This window comes from Halomonas sp. I5-271120, from assembly GCF_030553075.1.
GTDB classification, from domain to species: Bacteria; Pseudomonadota; Gammaproteobacteria; order Pseudomonadales; family Halomonadaceae; genus Onishia; species Onishia taeanensis_A.
This window is the reverse complement of record NZ_CP130701.1, coordinates 456,368-475,625: the sequence shown is the minus strand read 5'-3', so window position 1 is coordinate 475,625 and position 19,258 is coordinate 456,368. Positions and strand designations below refer to the sequence as shown.

15 protein-coding genes are annotated in these 19,258 nt (G+C 64.3%); 13 read left to right on the top strand and 2 right to left on the bottom strand.

Annotated elements, in window-relative coordinates; translation table 11 throughout:
- Window positions 1-47: 47 nt before the first annotated feature.
- The 5 genes from thiB to Q2K57_RS02070 all read left to right on the top strand — a co-directional run bounded on the left by thiB (window position 48) and on the right by Q2K57_RS02070 (window position 7,124).
- Complete coding sequence (thiB, locus tag Q2K57_RS02090; RefSeq protein ID WP_304526006.1) at window positions 48-1,073, top strand: thiamine ABC transporter substrate binding subunit; 1,026 nt, start codon at window positions 48-50, stop codon at window positions 1,071-1,073.
- A 42-nt stretch (window positions 1,074-1,115) separates the two neighbouring features.
- On the top strand, window positions 1,116-2,831 hold the full coding sequence (gene thiP, locus Q2K57_RS02085) for a thiamine/thiamine pyrophosphate ABC transporter permease (RefSeq protein WP_304526005.1): 1,716 nt from the start codon (window positions 1,116-1,118) through the stop codon (window positions 2,829-2,831).
- A complete protein-coding gene (locus Q2K57_RS02080; protein ID WP_304526004.1) occupies window positions 2,831-3,529 on the top strand; it encodes an ATP-binding cassette domain-containing protein in 699 nt (232 codons plus the stop codon). The genes thiP and Q2K57_RS02080 overlap by 1 nt, the downstream gene beginning before the upstream one ends.
- Before the next feature lie 265 nt (window positions 3,530-3,794).
- Window positions 3,795-5,639: a dihydroxy-acid dehydratase gene (ilvD, locus tag Q2K57_RS02075; RefSeq protein WP_304526003.1), complete on the top strand. Its 1,845-nt coding sequence runs from the start codon at window positions 3,795-3,797 to the stop codon at window positions 5,637-5,639.
- A gap of 417 nt (window positions 5,640-6,056) precedes the next feature.
- The gene (locus tag Q2K57_RS02070) at window positions 6,057-7,124 is read left to right on the top strand and encodes an oxidoreductase (protein WP_112054707.1); all 1,068 of its coding nucleotides are present in this window, start codon (window positions 6,057-6,059) and stop codon (window positions 7,122-7,124) included.
- 36 nt (window positions 7,125-7,160) lie between these two features.
- On the opposite strand, the gene nudE is transcribed toward Q2K57_RS02070, so the two are convergent.
- Window positions 7,161-7,751, bottom strand: a complete 591-nt coding sequence (gene nudE / locus Q2K57_RS02065) for an ADP compounds hydrolase NudE (RefSeq protein WP_112054706.1) — start codon at window positions 7,749-7,751, stop codon at window positions 7,161-7,163.
- Between the two features lie 73 nt (window positions 7,752-7,824).
- Between nudE and yrfG the strand changes: the two genes are divergently transcribed.
- The 5 genes from yrfG to msrB all read left to right on the top strand — a co-directional run bounded on the left by yrfG (window position 7,825) and on the right by msrB (window position 12,391).
- The gene (gene yrfG / locus Q2K57_RS02060) at window positions 7,825-8,508 is read left to right on the top strand and encodes a GMP/IMP nucleotidase (RefSeq protein WP_304526002.1); all 684 of its coding nucleotides are present in this window, start codon (window positions 7,825-7,827) and stop codon (window positions 8,506-8,508) included.
- 2 nt (window positions 8,509-8,510) lie between these two features.
- Window positions 8,511-8,897, top strand: a complete 387-nt coding sequence (locus Q2K57_RS02055; RefSeq protein WP_304526001.1) for an RNA-binding S4 domain-containing protein — start codon at window positions 8,511-8,513, stop codon at window positions 8,895-8,897.
- A 61-nt stretch (window positions 8,898-8,958) separates the two neighbouring features.
- Entirely contained in the window at window positions 8,959-9,840 is an 882-nt protein-coding gene (gene hslO / locus Q2K57_RS02050; protein ID WP_112054703.1) for an Hsp33 family molecular chaperone HslO, read from the top strand.
- A gap of 241 nt (window positions 9,841-10,081) precedes the next feature.
- Window positions 10,082-11,662 (top strand): phosphoenolpyruvate carboxykinase, encoded by a 1,581-nt coding sequence (locus Q2K57_RS02045; protein WP_304526000.1) that lies wholly within the window; start codon window positions 10,082-10,084, stop codon window positions 11,660-11,662.
- A gap of 231 nt (window positions 11,663-11,893) precedes the next feature.
- The gene (gene msrB, locus Q2K57_RS02040) at window positions 11,894-12,391 is read left to right on the top strand and encodes a peptide-methionine (R)-S-oxide reductase MsrB (RefSeq protein ID WP_112054701.1); all 498 of its coding nucleotides are present in this window, start codon (window positions 11,894-11,896) and stop codon (window positions 12,389-12,391) included.
- Window positions 12,392-12,473: 82 nt separating this feature from the next.
- Here msrB and Q2K57_RS02035 read toward each other — a convergent pair whose 3' ends face one another.
- Entirely contained in the window at window positions 12,474-14,204 is a 1,731-nt protein-coding gene (locus Q2K57_RS02035; RefSeq protein ID WP_304525999.1) for a methyl-accepting chemotaxis protein, read from the bottom strand.
- Between the two features lie 217 nt (window positions 14,205-14,421).
- Between Q2K57_RS02035 and Q2K57_RS02030 the strand changes: the two genes are divergently transcribed.
- From Q2K57_RS02030 to Q2K57_RS02020, 3 genes are all read left to right on the top strand, one after another.
- On the top strand, window positions 14,422-16,785 hold the full coding sequence (locus Q2K57_RS02030) for a Tex family protein (RefSeq protein ID WP_304526643.1): 2,364 nt from the start codon (window positions 14,422-14,424) through the stop codon (window positions 16,783-16,785).
- 172 nt (window positions 16,786-16,957) lie between these two features.
- A complete protein-coding gene (gshA, locus tag Q2K57_RS02025) occupies window positions 16,958-18,565 on the top strand; it encodes a glutamate--cysteine ligase (RefSeq protein WP_112054758.1) in 1,608 nt (535 codons plus the stop codon).
- 89 nt (window positions 18,566-18,654) lie between these two features.
- The gene (locus Q2K57_RS02020) at window positions 18,655-19,185 is read left to right on the top strand and encodes a disulfide bond formation protein B (RefSeq protein WP_112054698.1); all 531 of its coding nucleotides are present in this window, start codon (window positions 18,655-18,657) and stop codon (window positions 19,183-19,185) included.
- Window positions 19,186-19,258: the final 73 nt, after the last annotated feature.

Here is a 19,258-nt window from a genome sequence, read left to right as displayed (position 1 = left end):
GCAGGGCCCCGATCTCGGGGCCCTGCGCATGAGGGGACACTACCATCATGAACGCCAAGGCGATCCGCACGGCACTGGGAGTCACGGCAGGCCTTGCGGCAGGGCTGGCCGCCGCTTCGGCGATGGCCGACGAGCCGCGCACCCTGACGGTCTACACCTACGATTCCTTCGTCGCCGAATGGGGCCCGGGCCCGGGTATCAAGGAAGCCTTCGAGGCGCGCTGCGGCGATTGCCGGCTCGAGTTCGTAGCACTCTCCGGCGGCGTCGATATTCTGCAGCGGCTGCGCCTGGAAGGCGAGGGCAGTGCCGCCGATCTGGTGCTGGGTCTCGACATGAACCTGATGGCAGAGGCGCGTGACCTGGATCTGCTGGCCCCGCACCAGGCGGATCTGTCGCGCCTGGAACTGCCGATCGCCTGGGACGATCCGGTCTTCCTGCCTTATGACTGGGGGCGCTTTGCCTTCGTCTATGACAGCGAGGCCCTGCCCAACCCACCAACAAGCTTCGCCGAGCTGTTAGCAGCGCCTGACGATCTCAAGGTGATCATTCAGGACCCACGCACCAGCGTTACCGGTCTTGGGCTCCTTTTGTGGATGAAGCGGGTCTACGGCGACGAGGCGCCTGCGGCCTGGGAGAAGCTCAACGATCACGTGCTGACCGTCACCGGCGGCTGGAGCCAGGCCTACTTCTCGCTGTTCATGAACGGCGAGGCGCCGATGGTGCTCTCCTACAGCACCTCGCCGGCCTACCACATGGCCGTCGAGGACACCGATCGCTATCAGGCCGCCGAATTCGCCGAGGGGCATTACCTGCAGGTAGAGACCGCGGCGATGCTCAAGACCAGCGAGCACCCGGCGCTCGCGAGAGAGTTTCTCGATTTCGTGCTGACCCCGGACTTCCAGCGCCATATACCGCTTGGCAACGTCATGTATCCGGCCATCGAGCTCGGTGATGAGCGCCCCGCGGTCTTCGATCGACTGATCGAGCCCGAGAGCTTCACCTTCACCCCCGACGAGGTGCAGGCCCATCGCCGCGAATGGATCCGCGAATGGCTCAATGCCAGCACTCGATGACGCAGGTAAAGCGCACCTATGCTCAGGTCTTGGCCGTGCGCCATGGCGTCTGAGGCGCTAACGGCGAGCGAGGCGACCCCATATGGCCGCCGGCGGCTGACCCGCCTGCCACTTTGGGCGGGGCTCGCGGCCCTGACGGCGCTGGTCGGGCTGGGGCTTGGCAGCCTGGGGGCGTTGCTGGTGCAGGCGCCCGGTATCTCGCCGTCGAGCCTGTGGCGGGAACCGTATCTGGCCGGCGTGCTGCGCTTCAGCCTCTGGCAGGCCAGCTTATCGACGCTTGCCTCGCTGGCCCTGGCGGTGCCAGTAGCGGTGGCCTTGGCCCGGCGACCGCATTTTGTCGGGCGTCGCCTGTTGCTGCGCGCCATGGAGCTGTCGCTGGTGATCCCCAGCCTGATCGCCCTGTTTGGCCTGGTGGCGGTGCATGGCCGTCAGGGCTGGGCGTCGCCGCTCTGGGAGGCACTGACGGGCACGCCGGCGGGCTATCTCTATGGCCTCTCTGGCATCGTGCTGGCGCATGTCTTCTACAACCTGCCGCTGGCCGCTCGGCTGCTGCTGCAGGAGCTTGAACGCGCCCCCGCCGCCCACTGGCGTCTGGCGGCGCAGCTTGGTCTCAAACGCCGGGCCATCTGGCGTACCCTCGAATGGCCGGCGCTCAAGAGGCTGCTGCCACGACTCGCCGCGCTGATCTTTACCCTGTGCTTCACCAGCTTCGCCATCGTCATGACCCTGGGCGGTGGGCCTTCCTCGACGACGCTCGAGGTCGCGCTCTATCAGGCCCTCAAGTTCGATAACGACCTGGCGCTGGCGGCACTCTTGGCGCTGACCCAATTGACGATCTGCCTGGGGCTCTGGGCCCTGGCGCTGAACCGCGGCGGAGCCCCCTCGCTGGTGGCTGGCGACGGCGCAATGCCGCTCAAGGGGCGCTGGCAGCGCCGCGACGCCCTGGGTGTCTCACGGATCACGGATGGTCTCTGGCTCGTGGGTCTTGCCTTACTGTTGCTGCCACCCCTGGCGGCGGTGGTGGTGGCGGGGCTCGGGGGTGTGACCGATCTCGCCGGTCAGTCGAGCCTGTGGCCGGCGCTGGGGCGAAGTCTCGTCATGGCCGCCGGGGCGGGGAGCCTGGCGCTGATGCTGGGGCTTGCCCTGCTCGCCGGTCGCGGCTGGCTGGCCGCACGCGGGCGGCGCCTGGCGGCGGGGCTGATGGAGGGCAGCGGCCAGCTGATCCTGGTGCTGCCGGCGCTGGTGCTGGGTACCGGGCTCTTCTTGTTGCTGCGCCCGCGGCTCGGTGGTGGCTGGCAGGGCTATGGTCTGGTGGTGCTGGTCAACGGCTTCATGGCCCTGCCGTTCGTCATGCAGGTGCTGCGCGGAGCGCTGCTCGGCCTGCCGCTGGCCCAGCGGCGACTCGCCGACCAGCTTGATATTCAAGGCGTGGCGCGCTTTCGCTGGCTGCTGTGGCCGCGCCTGCGACGCCCGGCGGCGCTGGCCCTTGCCTATGCCATGACCCTGTCGATGGGGGACTTCAGCGTTATCGCCCTGTTCGGCAGCCCCTCGGCGCCGACGCTACCGATGCTGCTCTACCAGCAGCTCGGCAGCTACCGCTGGCAGACCGCCGCGGCCACTGCCCTGGTGCTGCTGGCAACGGTGGCCGCGCTGTTCGTGCTCTTGTCCTGGCTGACGCGTCACCTGCCGCGCTATCCATTTCTTTATCCGCATAGACCTCATTCCCGTAAGCCTCACGCGGACCGCCCGGAGCCCTGATGCTTTCCGCCGATTACCTGAGTTTTCACTACACCCGCTGCGATCCGGGCGAGACCCCGGACTTCGCCTTCACCTTCCGCCTGGCGCCGGGGGAGTGCCTGGCCGTATCCGGGCCCTCCGGGTCGGGCAAGAGCACCCTGCTTAATCTGTTGGCGGGATTTCTTACCCCAAGCGATGGCCGGCTCTCTTGGTTGAGCGAGGGGCAGGGCGAGTGCCTGACCAAGGGCCTGAACGAGGAGATAGGCGAAAACCTGATCGAGCAACCGCCCTGGAATCGGGGCATGACCACGGTTTTTCAGGATCACAACCTTTTCGAACATCTGCCGGTCTGGATGAATGTTGGTCTGGGGCTTTCACCGGATCTCACGCTTTCGGGTGCCCAGCGCGGACGTATTCTCGAAGGCCTCGCCGAGGTCGGCTTGGACGGACTGCATGATCGGTTACCCGGCGAGCTCTCTGGCGGCCAGCAGCAGCGGGTGGCGCTCTTGCGCTCGCTGCTGCGCGAGACCCGCGTGCTGCTGCTCGATGAGCCCTTCAGCGGCCTGGATCGCGGTAATCGCGAGGCGCTCTGGGACCTGGTGCGCCGCCAGCAGGCGGCGGGTGTCGCGGTGCTGCTGGTCAGTCACGATCCGGAAGACGTCGACGCTCTGGCCCAGCGTCGTCTGCAGTTGCTGGGTGGCCGCCTGGTGGCGGTGTAGCGCCCGTCGAAGGCCGTCGTTGCCCAGGGCGTCGCGGCGAGCGTCGTTGAGAGCGTCTTGAGAGCGTTGCTGAGAGCGTTACGGAGAAGTGCAGCGGAGAATGTGGCGGAGAGCGCTGCGGGAAGGGGCGGGCGCTTCCATGCCAACCGGGCTCATGTAAGAATCGTCGGTTCACTGGACACCGAGCGCCCGGCAACGACCGTGGCGCCAGGACGACGAAAACGACGTCTCGAGACACGAGACGCGCAAGAAGACAGAGGATCGCATGCCCGAATATCGCTCTCGCACCACCACCGCCGGTCGCAACATGGCCGGCGCCCGGGCCCTGTGGCGCGCCACCGGAATGAAGGACGACGACTTCCACAAGCCGATCATCGCCGTCGCCAATTCCTTCACCCAGTTCGTGCCGGGCCATGTGCATCTCAAGGACATGGGTCAACTGGTGGCTCGCGAGATCGAGAAGGCCGGGGGCGTGGCCAAGGAATTCAATACCATCGCGGTGGATGACGGCATCGCCATGGGTCATGACGGCATGCTCTATTCCTTGCCGAGTCGCGACATCATCGCCGACAGCGTCGAGTACATGGTCAACGCCCACTGCGCCGATGCCCTGGTGTGTATCTCCAACTGCGACAAGATCACGCCGGGCATGCTGATGGCCGCCATGCGCCTCAACGTGCCGGTGATCTTCGTCTCCGGCGGGCCCATGGAAGCCGGCAAGACCAAGCTGCTGGATCACGGCCTGGATCTGGTCGATGCGATGGTCATGGCCGCCGACGATAGCGTTGACGACGAGACGCTGAACGAAGTCGAGCGCAGCGCCTGCCCGACCTGTGGCAGCTGCTCGGGCATGTTCACCGCCAACTCGATGAACTGCCTGACCGAGGCTCTGGGTCTGGCGTTACCCGGCAACGGCACGGTGCTGGCCACCCACGCCGATCGCCGGCGGCTGTTCGAGACTGCCGGGCATCGCATCGTCGAGCTGGCCAAGCGCTACTACGAGGGCGACGAGGCACATCTGCTGCCCCGCGCCATCGGTGCCAAGGCGGCGTTCAAGAACGCCATGACCCTGGATATCGCCATGGGCGGCTCCACCAACACCATCCTGCACCTGCTGGCCGCAGCGCAGGAGGCCGAGGTCGACTTCACCATGGACGACATCGATCGGCTGTCCAGGGAAGTGCCGCAGCTGTGCAAGGTCGCGCCCAACACCCAGAAGTATCACATCGAGGACGTGCATCGGGCCGGCGGCATCATGGCGATCCTCGGCGAGCTGGACCGGGCCGGCGTGCTGGATACCCGGGTGCCGACCGTCTATGGCGATAGCCTGGCCGCGGCACTCGATGAGTGGGACATCATGCGCTCACCGAGCCCCGAGGTGGTGGAGTTCTTCCGCGCCGGCCCCGGCGGTATTCCCACCCAGACCGCGTTTTCCCAGAGTGCCCGCTGGCCGAGCCTGGACGGTGATCGTGCCACCGGCTGCATTCGCGATCTGGCCCATGCCTTCTCTACCCAGGGCGGGCTTGCGGTGCTCAAGGGCAACATCGCCGTCGATGGCTGCGTGGTGAAGACCGCCGGCGTCGATGACGCCATTCTGGTCTTCGAGGGCCGCGCCCATGTGGTCGAGTCACAGGATCAGGCGGTCGAGCACATCCTTGCCGACAAGGTCAGCGAGGGCGATGTGGTGGTGATCCGCTACGAGGGCCCGAAGGGCGGCCCGGGCATGCAGGAGATGCTCTATCCGACCTCGTATCTGAAGTCCAAGGGGCTGGGCAAGGCCTGCGCGCTGCTGACCGACGGGCGCTTCTCTGGGGGTACGTCGGGACTCTCCATCGGCCACGTCTCGCCGGAGGCGGCCGCTGGCGGTGCCATTGGCCTGGTCGAGCAGGGCGATCGCATTCGCATCGACATCCCCAATCGCCGCATCGACGTGCTGCTGGATGACGCCACCCTGGCGTCGCGTCGCGAGGCGATGGAGGCGCGCGGCAAACAGGCCTGGAAGCCTGCCATCGAGCGCGTTCGCAAGGTGTCGGCGGCACTGAAGGCCTATGCGCTGCTGGCAACCTCCGCCGACAAGGGCGCGGTGCGCGATCTCGACAAGCTGGACTGAGGCGCTCGCGAATCATCAATGCGCTTGACATCAGTGATAAGGCCCGCGCCTTTCGGCGCGGGCCTCAATGAAATCCGGCAGTTCCTGGCTTTTTCGCCGCCAGGGGGCGCCTACGCCGCCTCGAGAATCTTCTCTTCCTCATTGAGTGGCGCATACAGTTCACATTCCAGTTCATACCACAGCATCAGCTGTGCAAGACTTTCTTCGCTGTAACACATCAAATCAACCTCCCTCGATCATGGGCAACCACCATGGTGGAACAGAACAGCCACACTTCAGTATGGTTGACTCGACCAAGGTCGATATGACGTTTCTCTGACCGTTTGATGATATGCATGGGCGCGACAGCTCTATAGGTCGCGACATCTTCAGGCCCATGAGGGCCCTTATCTTCTCGACATACCTCAAGGATCCTCGATGAAGCAGAAGTTTACGGTCGGCGTGGTGGGCTTCGGCTTTGCCAGCCAGACCTTTCACGTGCCATTGATCCAGGCCACGCCCAATCTCGAACTGGTGGCGATTTCCTCGAGTGACGCCGACAAGGTGCACGCAAGGCTGCCCGAGATGGACGTGGAGGCTAAGCCCCAGGCGCTGTTTTCGCGCAGTGACATCGACCTGGTGGTGATTCCGACGCCCAATCAGAGCCACTTTCCGCTGGCCAAGGCAGCACTCGCTGCCGGTAAGCACGTGGTCGTCGACAAGCCTTTCACGGTGACCCTGTCAGAGGCGAAGGTGCTGCGCGGTCTGGCCGAAGAGAGCGATCGGCTGCTGTCGGTATTCCACAACCGCCGCTGGGACAGCGATTATCTGACCCTCAAGGCGCTGCTGGATGCTGGCGAGCTCGGTCGTCTGGTCTCACTTGAATCACGCTTCGATCGCTTTCGCCCCGAGGTGCGCGATCGCTGGCGGGAACAGGCCCAGCCCGGCGGTGGCATCTGGTATGACCTGGGGCCGCACCTTCTCGACCAGGCGCTGGAGCTGTTTGGCATGCCGCGGGGCATTCTGCTCGACCTGGCGGTGAGTCGTGACGGTGCCCAGACCGATGATGACTTCGTGGCCCTGCTCGATTACGACGAGCGCCGCGTGACGCTCAAGGCCAGTGCGCTGATCGCCGAGCCGACGCCACGCTTCGCCGCCCACGGCACGAAGGGCAGCTATGTGAAGTATGGCCTCGACCCCCAGGAAGATCGCCTCAAGGCCGGCGATACGCCGGGGCCAGAGTGGGGTGTCGATACGAACCGCGGCACCTTGCGGACCTGGGACGAAGCGTCGCAGGAACTGGTTTCCCGGGAGCATCCGACGCTGCCCGGTGACTACCTGGCCTACTATCAGGGCATTGCCGATGCGCTGGCGGGTCAGGCGGCGAATCCTGTCGATGCTGGTTCGGCGATCAAGGTGATGACGCTGCTGGAGGCCGGCCTCGACAGCTATCGCCAGCAGCGCTGGGTCAAGTTGCGCGAGGGCAATGGCATGCGCCAGCGCTAGTCTGCGGGCAGCCGTCGCCGCCCTGTGAAGCCAGGGCTACCAGAGATCCATCGACGGGCTGGCCTCGCGCAGCCGGTCTCTGGCGATGTAGAGCGCGGCGATGGCGCGGGCCTCGTGGAAGTCTTCACGGGCGAGCAGGCTCGGTAGTGATTCGATGGCGTGAGTCTCGACGATCAGCGGCTCCGGCTCGTCGCCGGGCAGGCGCTGGGGGTAAAGGTCGCTTGCCAGCATCACCTGCATGCGGTGATGCATGTAGTTGGGCGCCAGCGACAGCTCCACCAGCGGTTCCAGGCGATGGGCGCCGAATCCGCATTCCTCCATCAGCTCGCGATTGGCCGCACCGACGATATCCTCGCCGGGGTCGACCACCCCCTTGGGCAGCGTCAGCACGTAGTCGTCGAATCCGGCGGCATACTCGCGAATCAGCAGCACATGCTCGGGGTCGGGCATGGCCACGATCATCACCGCGCCCACGCCGTTGCCGCGTGGCATCAGGCGCTCGAAGGTGCGCTCGGCGCCGTTGGCAAACCGCAGCTCCATTTCCTCGATGGCGAACAGTCGGCTCCTGGCCACCTCGCGGCGTGCCAGGGTGCGGGGTTTCTGTGGCCAGTCGGCGTCTTGTGGCATGGGGGCTCCGTGGGCAGCGATGGCATGAAGGGGTACAATAGCACTCTATTCATTGCTGCGGAGCCCTTGGCCGATGATCGACTGGCGCGCCATCGATACCGTGTTGCTGGACATGGACGGTACCCTGCTGGACTTGCATTTCGACAGCCACTTCTGGCTTGAGCACCTGCCACGCCGCTATGTCGAGTTGCACCGCCTGGATGCCGCCAGCCAGGAGGAAATCCGCTCGCGCATCATCTCGGAGCAGGGCACTCTCAACTGGTACAGCCTGGCCTACTGGAGCCGCGAACTGGGCGTCGATATTGTCGCCCTGAAGCGTGAGGTGCAGCACCTGATCGGTCTGCGTAGCGACGCTCTGGACTTTCTTACCTGGCTCAAGCATGCCCATCCGCGGGTGGTGCTGGCGACCAATGCCGACCGCGAGAGCCTGGCGCTGAAGCTGCCGCTGACGGGGCTCGAGGATTTCCTCGATGCCATTGTCTCCTCGGCGGATGTCGGCGTTCCCAAGGAGGCGCAGGAATTCTGGTTCGCCCTGCAGGACATCGAGCCCTTCGATCCCGCCCGGACGCTCTTTATCGATGATAATCCGGCGGTGCTCGAGAGCGCTCGTGAGTTCGGCATCCGCCATTTGCTGGGCATCAAGCAGCCCGACAGCCGACGCCCGGAACGCGATCTCGAGGAGTTTATCGCCCTGGATCGCTTCGCGAGCATCCTGCCAAACGAGCGGCCCGGCGATCAGCAAGACGAGGAGGGGTAAGCATGGGCGACGTACGACTCGACAAGTGGCTGTGGGCGGCGCGCTTTTTCAAGACCCGCCAGCTCGCCAAGAAGGCGGTCGAGGGCGGCAAGGTGCACTACAACGGTGGCCGCGCGAAGACCAGCAAGACGGTGGAGGTGGGCGCCCTGGTTCGCGTACCGCAGGGCTTCGACACCTACGAAGTCGAGGTGCTTGAGCTCTCTGGCCAGAGACGCGGCGCCCCGGAGGCGCGCACCCTGTACCGCGAGACCGAGGAGAGCGTCGCGCGCCGTACTAAGGAAGCCGAGCAGCGTCGTCTGGCCAACCAGGCCATGCAGCACCCCCTCAAGCGGCCCGACCGGCGCGATCGGCGCGAGATCAAGCGCTTCATGCGTGACTCGGGCGACTAGGCGCCGACAGCGCTCTGCAGAGCCCGCATTCCCCAGATTCGACGTTACCGGAAATCTTCACATGACCGACCAGATCCAACGCTTCCTGCTCGACGACACCAACGTTCGCGGCGAGCTGATGACCCTCGACGCTGCTTATGCGGCGGTGCTCGATACCCAAACCTACCCAGCGCCGGTTGCCCGGCTGCTGGGCGAACTGCTGAGCGCCGCTGCGCTGCTCACCGAGACCGTCAAGCTCGACGGCACCCTGAGCCTCGAGGTGCGCGGTAACGGGCCGCTGGGCCTGCTGATGGCCGAGTCCAACCCCGGTGGTGAGCTACGGGGCATCGCGCGCCTGGCCGAGGATCAGTCCCTGCCCGATGACGGCGCCGGCTTCCGCGAGCTGCTGGGCGATGGCCGCATCGTGATCACCCTCGACCCGAAAGAGGGCAACCGCTATCAGGGCATCGTCGAGCTTAGCGAAGACAGCCTGGCCGGCTGCCTGGAAGATTACTTCGCCCGCTCTGAACAGTTGCCGACCAAGCTCTGGCTGGCGGCGGATGCCGAGCAGCATCGGGCCGGTGGGCTCTTGCTGCAACGCCTGCCCGACGAGAGCCAGAACCAGGACCAGGACGCCTGGGAACGCTCCGTGCATCTGGCCAGCACCCTCAAGGATGAAGAACTGCTCGGCCTCGAGCAGCGTGAGCTTCTGCATCGGCTCTACCATGAGGAAACCGTGCGGGTCTTCGATCCCAAACCCTTGTATTTCGCCTGCAGCTGCTCGCGGGAACGCATCGCCCGGGCACTCCACAATCTGGGTGAGGCGGAGCTGCGCAGCATCCTCGAGGAGCAGCAGGCCGTCGACACCCAGTGCCACTTCTGCCATACCCGCTATCATTTTGGTGCTGCGGAAATCGAAGCGCTGATCGAGTCGCCTGACGCGCCTTCGCCGACCCTTCACTGAGCGATGCGCGCCATCGTCGGATAAGTGCTTCTATGTAGTAGAAAAACTACACGAACGATAGCGAAACGGGGCGTTTTCCCACGCGTCCCTTTTTGCCATAATGCTCGACCATTCGAGCCGCCCGGCGCCGTTTCCCCAAAAGAACAGGCCCACCTGTCACCGGCGCCGGCGCGAACACAGAGGGCGCGTCATGACGCGCCGGCCATCGAGAGAGAAGTGCCTTCGGGCCCAGGACACCTAAATGACCACGAACCAAGCCGTCCCACGCGTCGACGCGACCGCCAGCCATCAGCAATTCACCAACTTGAGCAGCGCTGAGCTGGTCGAGCATGCCCTGCTTCGCGGCGAAGGGCGACTGGCCGACAACGGCGCCCTGGTAGTGAACACCGGGGCGCGCACGGGGCGCTCACCGGCGGATCGCTTTATCGTTGAGGAGCCGTCGACCAGCAGCCAGATCGACTGGGGCAGCGTCAACCGTCCCTTCGATGCGGCCGCCTTCGAGGCGCTGTGGCAGCGGGTCGAGACTTACCTGGGCGAGCGCGACAGCTTCTTCTCTGAGCTGCACGTGGGGGCCGATCCGCAGTACTACCTGCCGGTGCGCATGACCACCGAGACGGCCTGGCAGAACCTCTTCGGTCGCACCATGTTCGTGCGTCCAGAGGGCTATAATCCGGCCACCAAGGACGAGTGGACCATCCTCAATGCCGCTCATTTTGCCTGCGACCCGGCCCGCGACGGCACCAACTCCGAAGCGGCGGTGATCCTGGATTTCGCCGGTCGTCGGGTGCTGATCGCCGGCATGCACTACGCCGGCGAAATGAAGAAAGCCATGTTCTCGGTGCAGAATTTCCTGCTGCCGGCTCATGACGTGTTGCCGATGCACTGTAGCGCCAACGTCGGTGAAGACGGCGAGACCACCCTGTTCTTTGGCCTGTCCGGCACCGGCAAGACCACGCTGTCAGCCGACCCGGCACGCTACCTGATCGGCGACGATGAGCATGGCTGGGGCAAGGGCACGGTGTTCAACATCGAGGGCGGCTGCTACGCCAAGTGCATCGACCTGTCCGAGAAGAACGAGCCGGTGATCTGGCAGGCCATCCAGTTCGGCGCGGTGCTCGAGAATGTGGTGCTCGATGACCGTCGCAGCCCGGACTATGCCGATGACAGCCTGACCCAGAACTCGCGTGCCGCCTATCCGCTCGAGCACATCGAGAAGCGCGTGCCGGAGAATCGGGCCGGCGAACCCAACGCCATCATCTTCCTGACCTGCGATATGTCTGGCGTACTGCCGCCGGTATCGGTGCTGTCCAAGGAAGCCGCGGCCTATCATTTCCTGTCCGGCTACACCGCCAAGGTCGGCTCCACCGAGATGGGCTCTTCGGCAGGCCTGGAAGCGACATTCTCAACCTGCTTCGGTGCGCCTTTCTTCCCGCGCCCGGCCCGCGAGTACGCCGATCTGCTGATCAAGCGCGTCGAAGAGAATGATGCGCGCGTCTACCTGGTCAACACCGGCTGGACTGGCGGTGCTTATGGCGAAGGCGGCTCGCGCTTCGCGATCCCCACCACCCGCGGCATCATTGGCGCCATTCAGTCCGGCGTGCTGCGCGACGTCGAGACCCGCACCGTCGAGGGCCTGAACCTCGAGGTGCCGATGGCCGTGCCGGGCGTCGACTCGAGCCTGCTCGATCCGCGCGAGACCTGGGAAGATCGCGCCGCCTATGATCGCCACATGAAGGACCTGGTGGCCAAGTTCGTCGACAACTTCAAGAAGTTTGCCGGCGTCGACGAGGCGATCGTGCAGGCCGGTCCGCAACTGACGTAAGCGCCTTTAGGCGTAAACGTTAGCGCACAGGGGCGAACCCCGGCGCCGATCAAGAGTCAGAGAAGGGAGGCTGCGGCTTCCCTTTTTTGTGGGCGTCGCCTTTCAGGCAGCTGTATTCGGATACCTGTATTCAAGTGCTTGCTTATATCCAGGCACCTGAACTTAAGTACCGGGGCTTCCTGGCGCACCGTCGCCATGTTGGATGAACCGGTGCCATCAGTGGAGGTAGTAATGCAACGTCGACACTTTATCGGTCTGCTTGGCGCCGGCGGCATAGCAAGCCTGTTTCCCGCACTGGCCAGTGCCCGGCCCAAGCTGGACCTGGAGCGCGCCGCGGGAATCGAGGTGCTTGAACTCAGCGAGGCGCAGTGGCGTGAGCGGCTTAGCGAAGCGCAGTTCAACGTGCTGCGCGAGGCGGGTACCGAGCCTGCGCATTCGAGCCCCTTGGACAAGGAAACCCGAAAAGGGGAGTTCCGCTGTGCGGGCTGCGAGTTGCTGCTCTTCAAGAGTGACATGAAGTACGACTCCGGCACCGGCTGGCCGAGCTTCTTCACCCACGTGGAAGGCCACCTGTTGACCGAGGTCGACTACTCGTCGATCTGGCCGCGCACCGAGTATCATTGCGCGCGCTGCGGTGGGCACCAGGGGCACGTATTTGAGGACGGGCCAGAGCCCACCGGCCTGCGCTGGTGTAACAATGGCCTGGCGCTGACCTTCGTGGCTGCCTGATCCGGCTAGCGTGCAGCATGGACAAGAAACAAGACGGCCAGAGCAATTGCTCTGGCCGTCTTTCTTCAGGTTACGCGTGTGTCTAGAACTCCTCCCATTCCTCGGCCGGTGCTCTGGACGGCGTGGGTGATGACGTTCGGGTTGTCCGGGCGGGGGCGGCCTGGGCGTGGGAAGTCTGGGCGTGGGAAGTCTGGGCGGAAGCGTGTGTTGTGCCGGCGCCGGTGGCTGAGGGGGAAGGCAAGCTTTCGCTCAGATCATTGCCCAACCGGAACGAGGCGAGCAGTTCGTTGAGACGCTCCGCTTGCTCTTGCATTCCGGACGCGGCGGCATTGGTCTGTTCAACCATGGACGCGTTCTGCTGGGTCATGGCGTCGAGTTCGCTCACTGCCGTGTTGACTTGGCCAATGCCTAGGCTCTGTTCCTTCGCGCCGGCGCTGATGTCGCCGATAACGTCGGTGACGCGGCTGATGCTCTTGACGATCTCCTCCATGGTCTTGCCCGTTCTTTTTACCAAGTCGGCACCGAACTGAGTGCGTGTGACCGACGTGTCGATCAGTTCGCGGATGCTCTGAGACGCATCGCTGGAACGACCGGCCAGCGTGCGTACTTCCTGGGCCACAACGGCGAAGCCACGACCGTGCTCGCCGGCGCGCGCCGCTTCGACTGAGGCATTGAGTGCCAGGATGTTGGTCTGGAAAGCTATCCCATCGATGAGGGCAATGATGTCCTTGATCTGGGCCGACGAGGCGCTGATGTCGTCCATGGTCTGCTCGACTTGGCTCATCGCCAGCTGACCCTCATGGGCGACGTTCGACGTCGACTGTACCAGCTGATTGGCCTGCTGTGCTGCGTCGGCGGTGTTGCTTACTGTGGATGTGATCTCCTCCATGGAGGCCGATGTCTCCTGCAGATTGGAGGCCGCTTGCTGGCTGCGCGAGGCCAGATCCTGGCTGCCCTTGGCGATCTCATCGGAGGCATGTTGTACGCTATGGGTGCTGGCGCGAACAGCTTGTAGGGTCCGGTCGATGCGCGTAACGAAGACATTGAATTGAGAGGCGAGTTCGCCAATTTCGTCTCTGCGCTTTGACTGGATGCGCGCGGTCAGGTCGCCATCGCCTTCGGCAATCTCTTTGATGCGATGTGTGATCTGGCGGATCGCCCTGGACATCATCAGTGGTCCCCCCAGGGCGATGGCGATGGCGACGATGGCCACCACCAATGTAAATAGAGTGACCGCATATTGCTGAGCTTGGACCTTCTCGAGGGTGGCCGCTTCAAGCGCTTGGGTCTTGTCGGCGACTGCCTCGCCCCCGATATCATAGACGTTGCGCAGGGCGCCAAAGGCCTGGCTCATGGGACCTTCGAAGTGGACATCTGCATCATCCCGTCGGCCGTTGTCGTGCAGGGAAATGACCTGGTCAGTCTGACTGCGCCAGTCGGTATAGAGCTGCTCGAATCCATTCAGCTTGGCTGTGATACTGGGGTAGTCGGCCAGCAGTTGCTGGAAGTTCTGCATCCGGTCATAGGCCTGCTGGGCATTTTCGCGATAATCGTCGAGCTGGGCCTTGGCTGAAGTGGTGCCCGGCTCCTCGCCCAGGTATTCCAGGATGGCGACATGCGCCTGATAGAGGTCGCGGTCGGCGTTGAGAACATTGGATGTTGCGTTGTTAAAGGTGCTGCTGAATTCGGTCATTCGTTCCTTGACGGTATTGACCAGGAGGAAGTCGACCGTGACGACAGCGATCAACGACAGTGCCACGCCGATGAAGGCAATAGCGTATTTAACGCTTATCTTATTCAATTGCTCTAACATGGGCTTTTGTATCCTGAGCCGACAGAGGAAGGGGCATGTGGAAAGTCAGGTCCACATGGTCTTCTTATCGGCCGGCGCCGAGCCGCCTTGAGGACAGCTTGCGCCGACAGGTGCCACACGGAGACGGGCGACTTGGGGCGCTGCTGGGATACCAGCGATGTCCAAGCGTTTATGGTACCTTGTCGCGATCTTTCGTCGGTCGAACGTCAAGGACTCCATGGACGCACAAGCCAAGATCAATGCTCGCCTCGCCGAAGAACTCGCCGTTCGCCCCCAGCAGGTGGCGGCCACGGTGGAGCTGCTCGACGGCGGGGCCAGCGTGCCCTTCATCTCCCGCTACCGCAAGGAAGTCACCGGCGGGCTGGACGACACCCAACTGCGCCAGCTCGATGAGCGTCTGCGTTACTGTCGCGAGCTCGAAGAGCGCCGCGAGGCGGTGCTTGCCGCCATTGACGAGCAGGGCAAGCTCGACCCCACTCTCGCCAAGCAGATTCGCGATGCCGACACCAAGCAGCGACTTGAAGATCTTTACCTGCCCTATCGCAAGAAGCGCCGCACCAAGGCACAGATCGCCCGTGAGGCTGGCCTGGAGCCGCTGGCGGATGCGCTGCTTGCCGATCCTTCTCTTGATCCCCAGCAGGAAGCTCAGGGCTACCTGCGCGCCGCTGAGGGCGATACCCCGGCCATCGAGGACGCCAAGGCGGCTCTCGACGGTGCCAAGCAGATTCTCATGGAGCGCTTCGCCGAGGATGCCGAGCTGGTCGGGCGGCTGCGCGAGCGATTCTGGGAGGAGGGCGAGCTCAGCGCCCGCCTGATCGAGGGCAAGGCCGAGGAGGGCGCCAAGTTCTCCGACTACTTCGAGCATGACGAGCGGCTGGCCAAGGTGCCATCGCACCGTGCCCTGGCGATGTTCCGTGGCCGCAACGAGGGGGTGCTGGCGCTGGCCCTCAAGCTACCCGGCGAGGACGAAGCGCCGGTACACCCGGCCGAAGTGGCTATTGCCCGCCAGGCCGGTATTCAGGACCATGGCCGCCCAGCCGATCGCTGGCTGCGCGAGGTGGTCCGCTGGACCTGGCGGGTCAAGCTCTACACCCATCTTGAGACCGAGCTGATGGGCCGGCTGCGCGAGCGCGCCGAGCTCGAGGCCATCAATGTCTTCGCCGCTAACCTGAAGGATCTGCTGCTGGCGGCACCCGCGGGCCCGAAGGCCACGCTGGCCCTCGACCCTGGGCTGCGGACGGGCTGCAAGGTCGCGGTGGTTGACGCCACCGGCCAGTTCCTCGAGCATGCCACCATCTACCCCCACGCGCCCCAGAACCGCTGGGATGAGGCGCTTGCGGTGCTTGGCAAGCTGGTCGAGAAACACGGTGTGGCGCTGATCGCGGTAGGCAACGGCACGGCCAGCCGCGAAAGCGACAAGCTGGCCGGTGAGCTGATAAGTCGTCTGGGCGGCCAGGGTGGTCGCAAGATCAGCAAGGTGATGGTCAGCGAGGCCGGCGCCTCGGTCTATTCCGCCTCCGAGTATGCGGCGCGGGAGTTCCCCGATCTTGACGTCACCATCCGCGGTGCCGTCTCGATCGCCCGTCGGCTGCAGGACCCGCTGGCGGAACTGGTCAAGATCGAGCCCAAGTCGATCGGCGTCGGCCAGTATCAGCACGACGTCTCCCAGGTGCAGCTGTCCAGAAGCCTCGAGGCGGTGATCGAGGACTGTGTCAACGCCGTGGGCGTGGATCTCAACATGGCCTCCAGCGCGCTGCTTTCCCGGGTCTCGGGGCTCAACCCGGGGCTTGCCGAGAACATCGTCGCCCGCCGCAACGCCGAAGGTGCCTTTTCGAGCCGCCAGGCGCTGCTCGAGGTCAGTCGCCTGGGGCCGAAGACCTTCGAGCAGTGTGCCGGCTTCCTGCGCATCATGAACGGCAACAATCCGCTGGATGCCAGCGCCGTGCACCCGGAGGCCTATCCGCTGGTCGAGCGCATCGCCAAGGCCGGTCGCCGCGAGGTGGCGAGCCTGATCGGCGACAGCGCCACTCTCAAGGCGATCAAGCCCGCCGACCATGCCGATGAGCGCTTCGGTGTGCCCACCATCAGCGATATCCTGAAGGAACTCGACAAGCCGGGCCGCGATCCACGTCCGGAGTTCAAGGCCGCTGAGTTCCGGGAGGGCGTCGAGACCCTGAAGGATCTCGAGCCCGGCATGTTGCTCGAGGGCAGTGTGACCAACGTCACTCACTTCGGCGCCTTCGTCGACATCGGTGTCCACCAGGATGGCCTGGTGCATATCTCGGCGCTGTCGCACAGCTTCGTCGAGGACCCGCGCAGCGTGGTCAAGGCCGGCGACATCGTGCGGGTCAAGGTGATGGCAGTGGATATTCCGCGCAAGCGCATCGGCCTGTCGATGCGGCTGGACGACGAGCCCGAAGCGCCCGAAGCCGAAAGCAGCGGAGGACGTGGCGGAGAGTCGCGGCGCGGCAGCGCTCGTGACCGTAAGCCGCGCCGCCAGGGCGGTGAAGCCCCGCGGAGCGACCAGTCGGTGGGCGCGCTGGGTGCGGCCCTGCTGCAGGCCAAGCACAAGACCAAGTGATGGCCTGCTGACGGCGCCTTGAAAGCCGCCGTCGAGGCCGCATAATTATTTGTTTGAGATCCCGATTGTGGGAACCCGTTTCGTGCGAGCGTCACGACTATGGCGCTCGCCCCGTTTTCAAGAGCGAAGAGAGGGGCCTGGCCCCGCCCTTCCATGACATGGGGTGTTCACCTTGTCCGAGCAACTCGCCACCGTCCTCTCCCGTCTCAAGGGGCCTGCCCGCAAAGGGCTGATCGGCCGACTGCGTCGTGGTATCGAGAAAGAGGGCCTGCGCGCCGATGCCCACGGCATGATTGCCGCGACGCCACATCCCCGTCGCCTGGGGTCGAAGCTGACGCATCCGTACATCACCACCGATTACTCCGAGGCGCTGCTCGAGTACATCACACCGGTGCATTGTCGGCCGGCGGATGCACTGGCGTTTCTTGGTGACTTGCATCGCTATAGCTATCGCTATCTGGGCGAAGAGCTAATCTGGCCAGCCAGTATGCCCTCACGGCTCAATGGCAACGATAGTGTGCCAATCGCTGACTATGGTGACTCCAACGTCGGCACCATGAAGCATGTCTATCGCAAGGGCTTGGATGTGCGCTATGGGCGCATCATGCAGGCCATCGCCGGACTGCACTATAACGTCTCGGTGCCGGACAACCTCTGGCCGCTGCTCAAGGAACTCGACCGCCAGGCGGGTCGTGACACCGAGGGTGATTATCGGTCGCTGCGTTATTTCGGGCTGATCCGGCATTTCCGTCGCAATAGCTGGCTCTTGATGTATCTGTTCGGTGCGTCGCCTGCCATCGATGAGAGCTTCCTCGAGGGCCGGCTTGCCTCCGACAAGCTCCACCGTCATGGCCGCCATACGCTGTTGTCCGACTATGCCACGACGCTTCGCATGTCCGATCTGGGTTACCAGAATAAGGTGCAGGAGCAGCTCAAAATCTGCTTCAACTCGCTGTCGAACTATGTCGGCACGCTTCGCCATGCCATCTCGACCCCCTGGCCGGCCTATCAGGAGAAGGGCGTCAAGGAAGACGGGGAATGGCGGCAGCTGAATGCCAATATCCTGCAGATCGAAAATGAGTACTACAGCGACATTCGCCCTAAGCGGGTGGCGCGCCACGACGAGACCCCGACCCAGGCCCTGGAGGCGCGTGGCGTCGAGTACATCGAGGTGCGCTGTCTCGACCTCAACCCCTTCATGGCGCTGGGCCTGGACGAGACGCAGATGCGCTTCCTCGATACCTTCCTGCTGTGGTGCCTGCTTACTGAAAGCCCGTGGATTTCCGATGAGGAGTGCGATCGGCTCGACGACAATCGCCGGCTCGTTGTCGAGCGCGGCCGTGACCCCGAGCTGTGCCTGACCATCGACGGCCAGTCTCAGCGTCTTGCCGAGCGCGGCCACACGATCTTCTCGGAGCTCAGGGGCGTGGCCGAATTGCTCGATATCATCGAAGGTGGCGAAGCACATGCCCAGGCGCTGAACGCACTGGAACCGCGTCTCGATGACCCGCGCTTGACGCCTTCCGGGCAGTTGGCGGCTCGACTGCGCGACAACGACGAAGACTTCGTCGAGGCGACCCTGGCGCTTGCCAGGGAGCAGGCTGAGGCCTGGCGCGCCGAGCCGATGGATCGCGCCCGTGATGCGCTGCTTGAAGAGCTTCGCGAGACCTCCCTGCAGCAGCAGGGCGACATCGAGGCAGCTGACGTGGAGAACTTCGACGACTTTCTGGCTCACTATTTCGCCCGGGCGCGGGAACCTCGTCCCATCGGCGAGGCCTGAACCCTGGCCGGGCCTCGCCATCTCGCCATCTCGCCATGTAGAGCGGGCGAGGTCCTTAGTCTCTGATTCTCTTTAAGGATGTTTTCCGCATGATGCGATCTCTCGAGGTGTGGACGCCGCGACGCTTTGCGTTGGCAGGACTGGGTTTCTGTGTGCTGATGATGGGCGTTGCGCTGTTCCTTGAGCACGCCATGGGGCTTGAGCCCTGTCCGCTGTGCATCTTCCAGCGTGTCGCGGTGCTGGCCACTGCTCTGGTGCTTGCCCTGGCCGCGCTGCATGGGCCCCGTGGATGGGGAGGAGTCGTCTACGGGCTACTGGGGCTCGTCACGGTGGCGGCTGGGATAGGGCTTGCCGGCCGCCACCTATGGCTCCAGTCGCTGCCGCCCAGCGAGGTGCCGAGCTGTGGCCCGGGGCTTGATTACATGCTGGAGATTCTGCCGCTCCAGAAGGTGTTGAGCATGGTGCTGGTAGGCTCCGGAGAGTGTGCGGAAGTCGGCGGACGCCTGCTTGGCCTGTCGTTGCCGGGTTGGACCCTGATCGGCTTTCTGGTGCTGGCACTGGCGCCGCTGGGCATGCTGCGCGCTGCCTTGAGCGGGCGTCGTCGTCAAGTGACTGCTTGAAACGCTCGTGCGTTGACTAAGTGTTGTTCTGGATCAACAGAGGCGGCATCTTTGCATTGACAGGCCATCCACG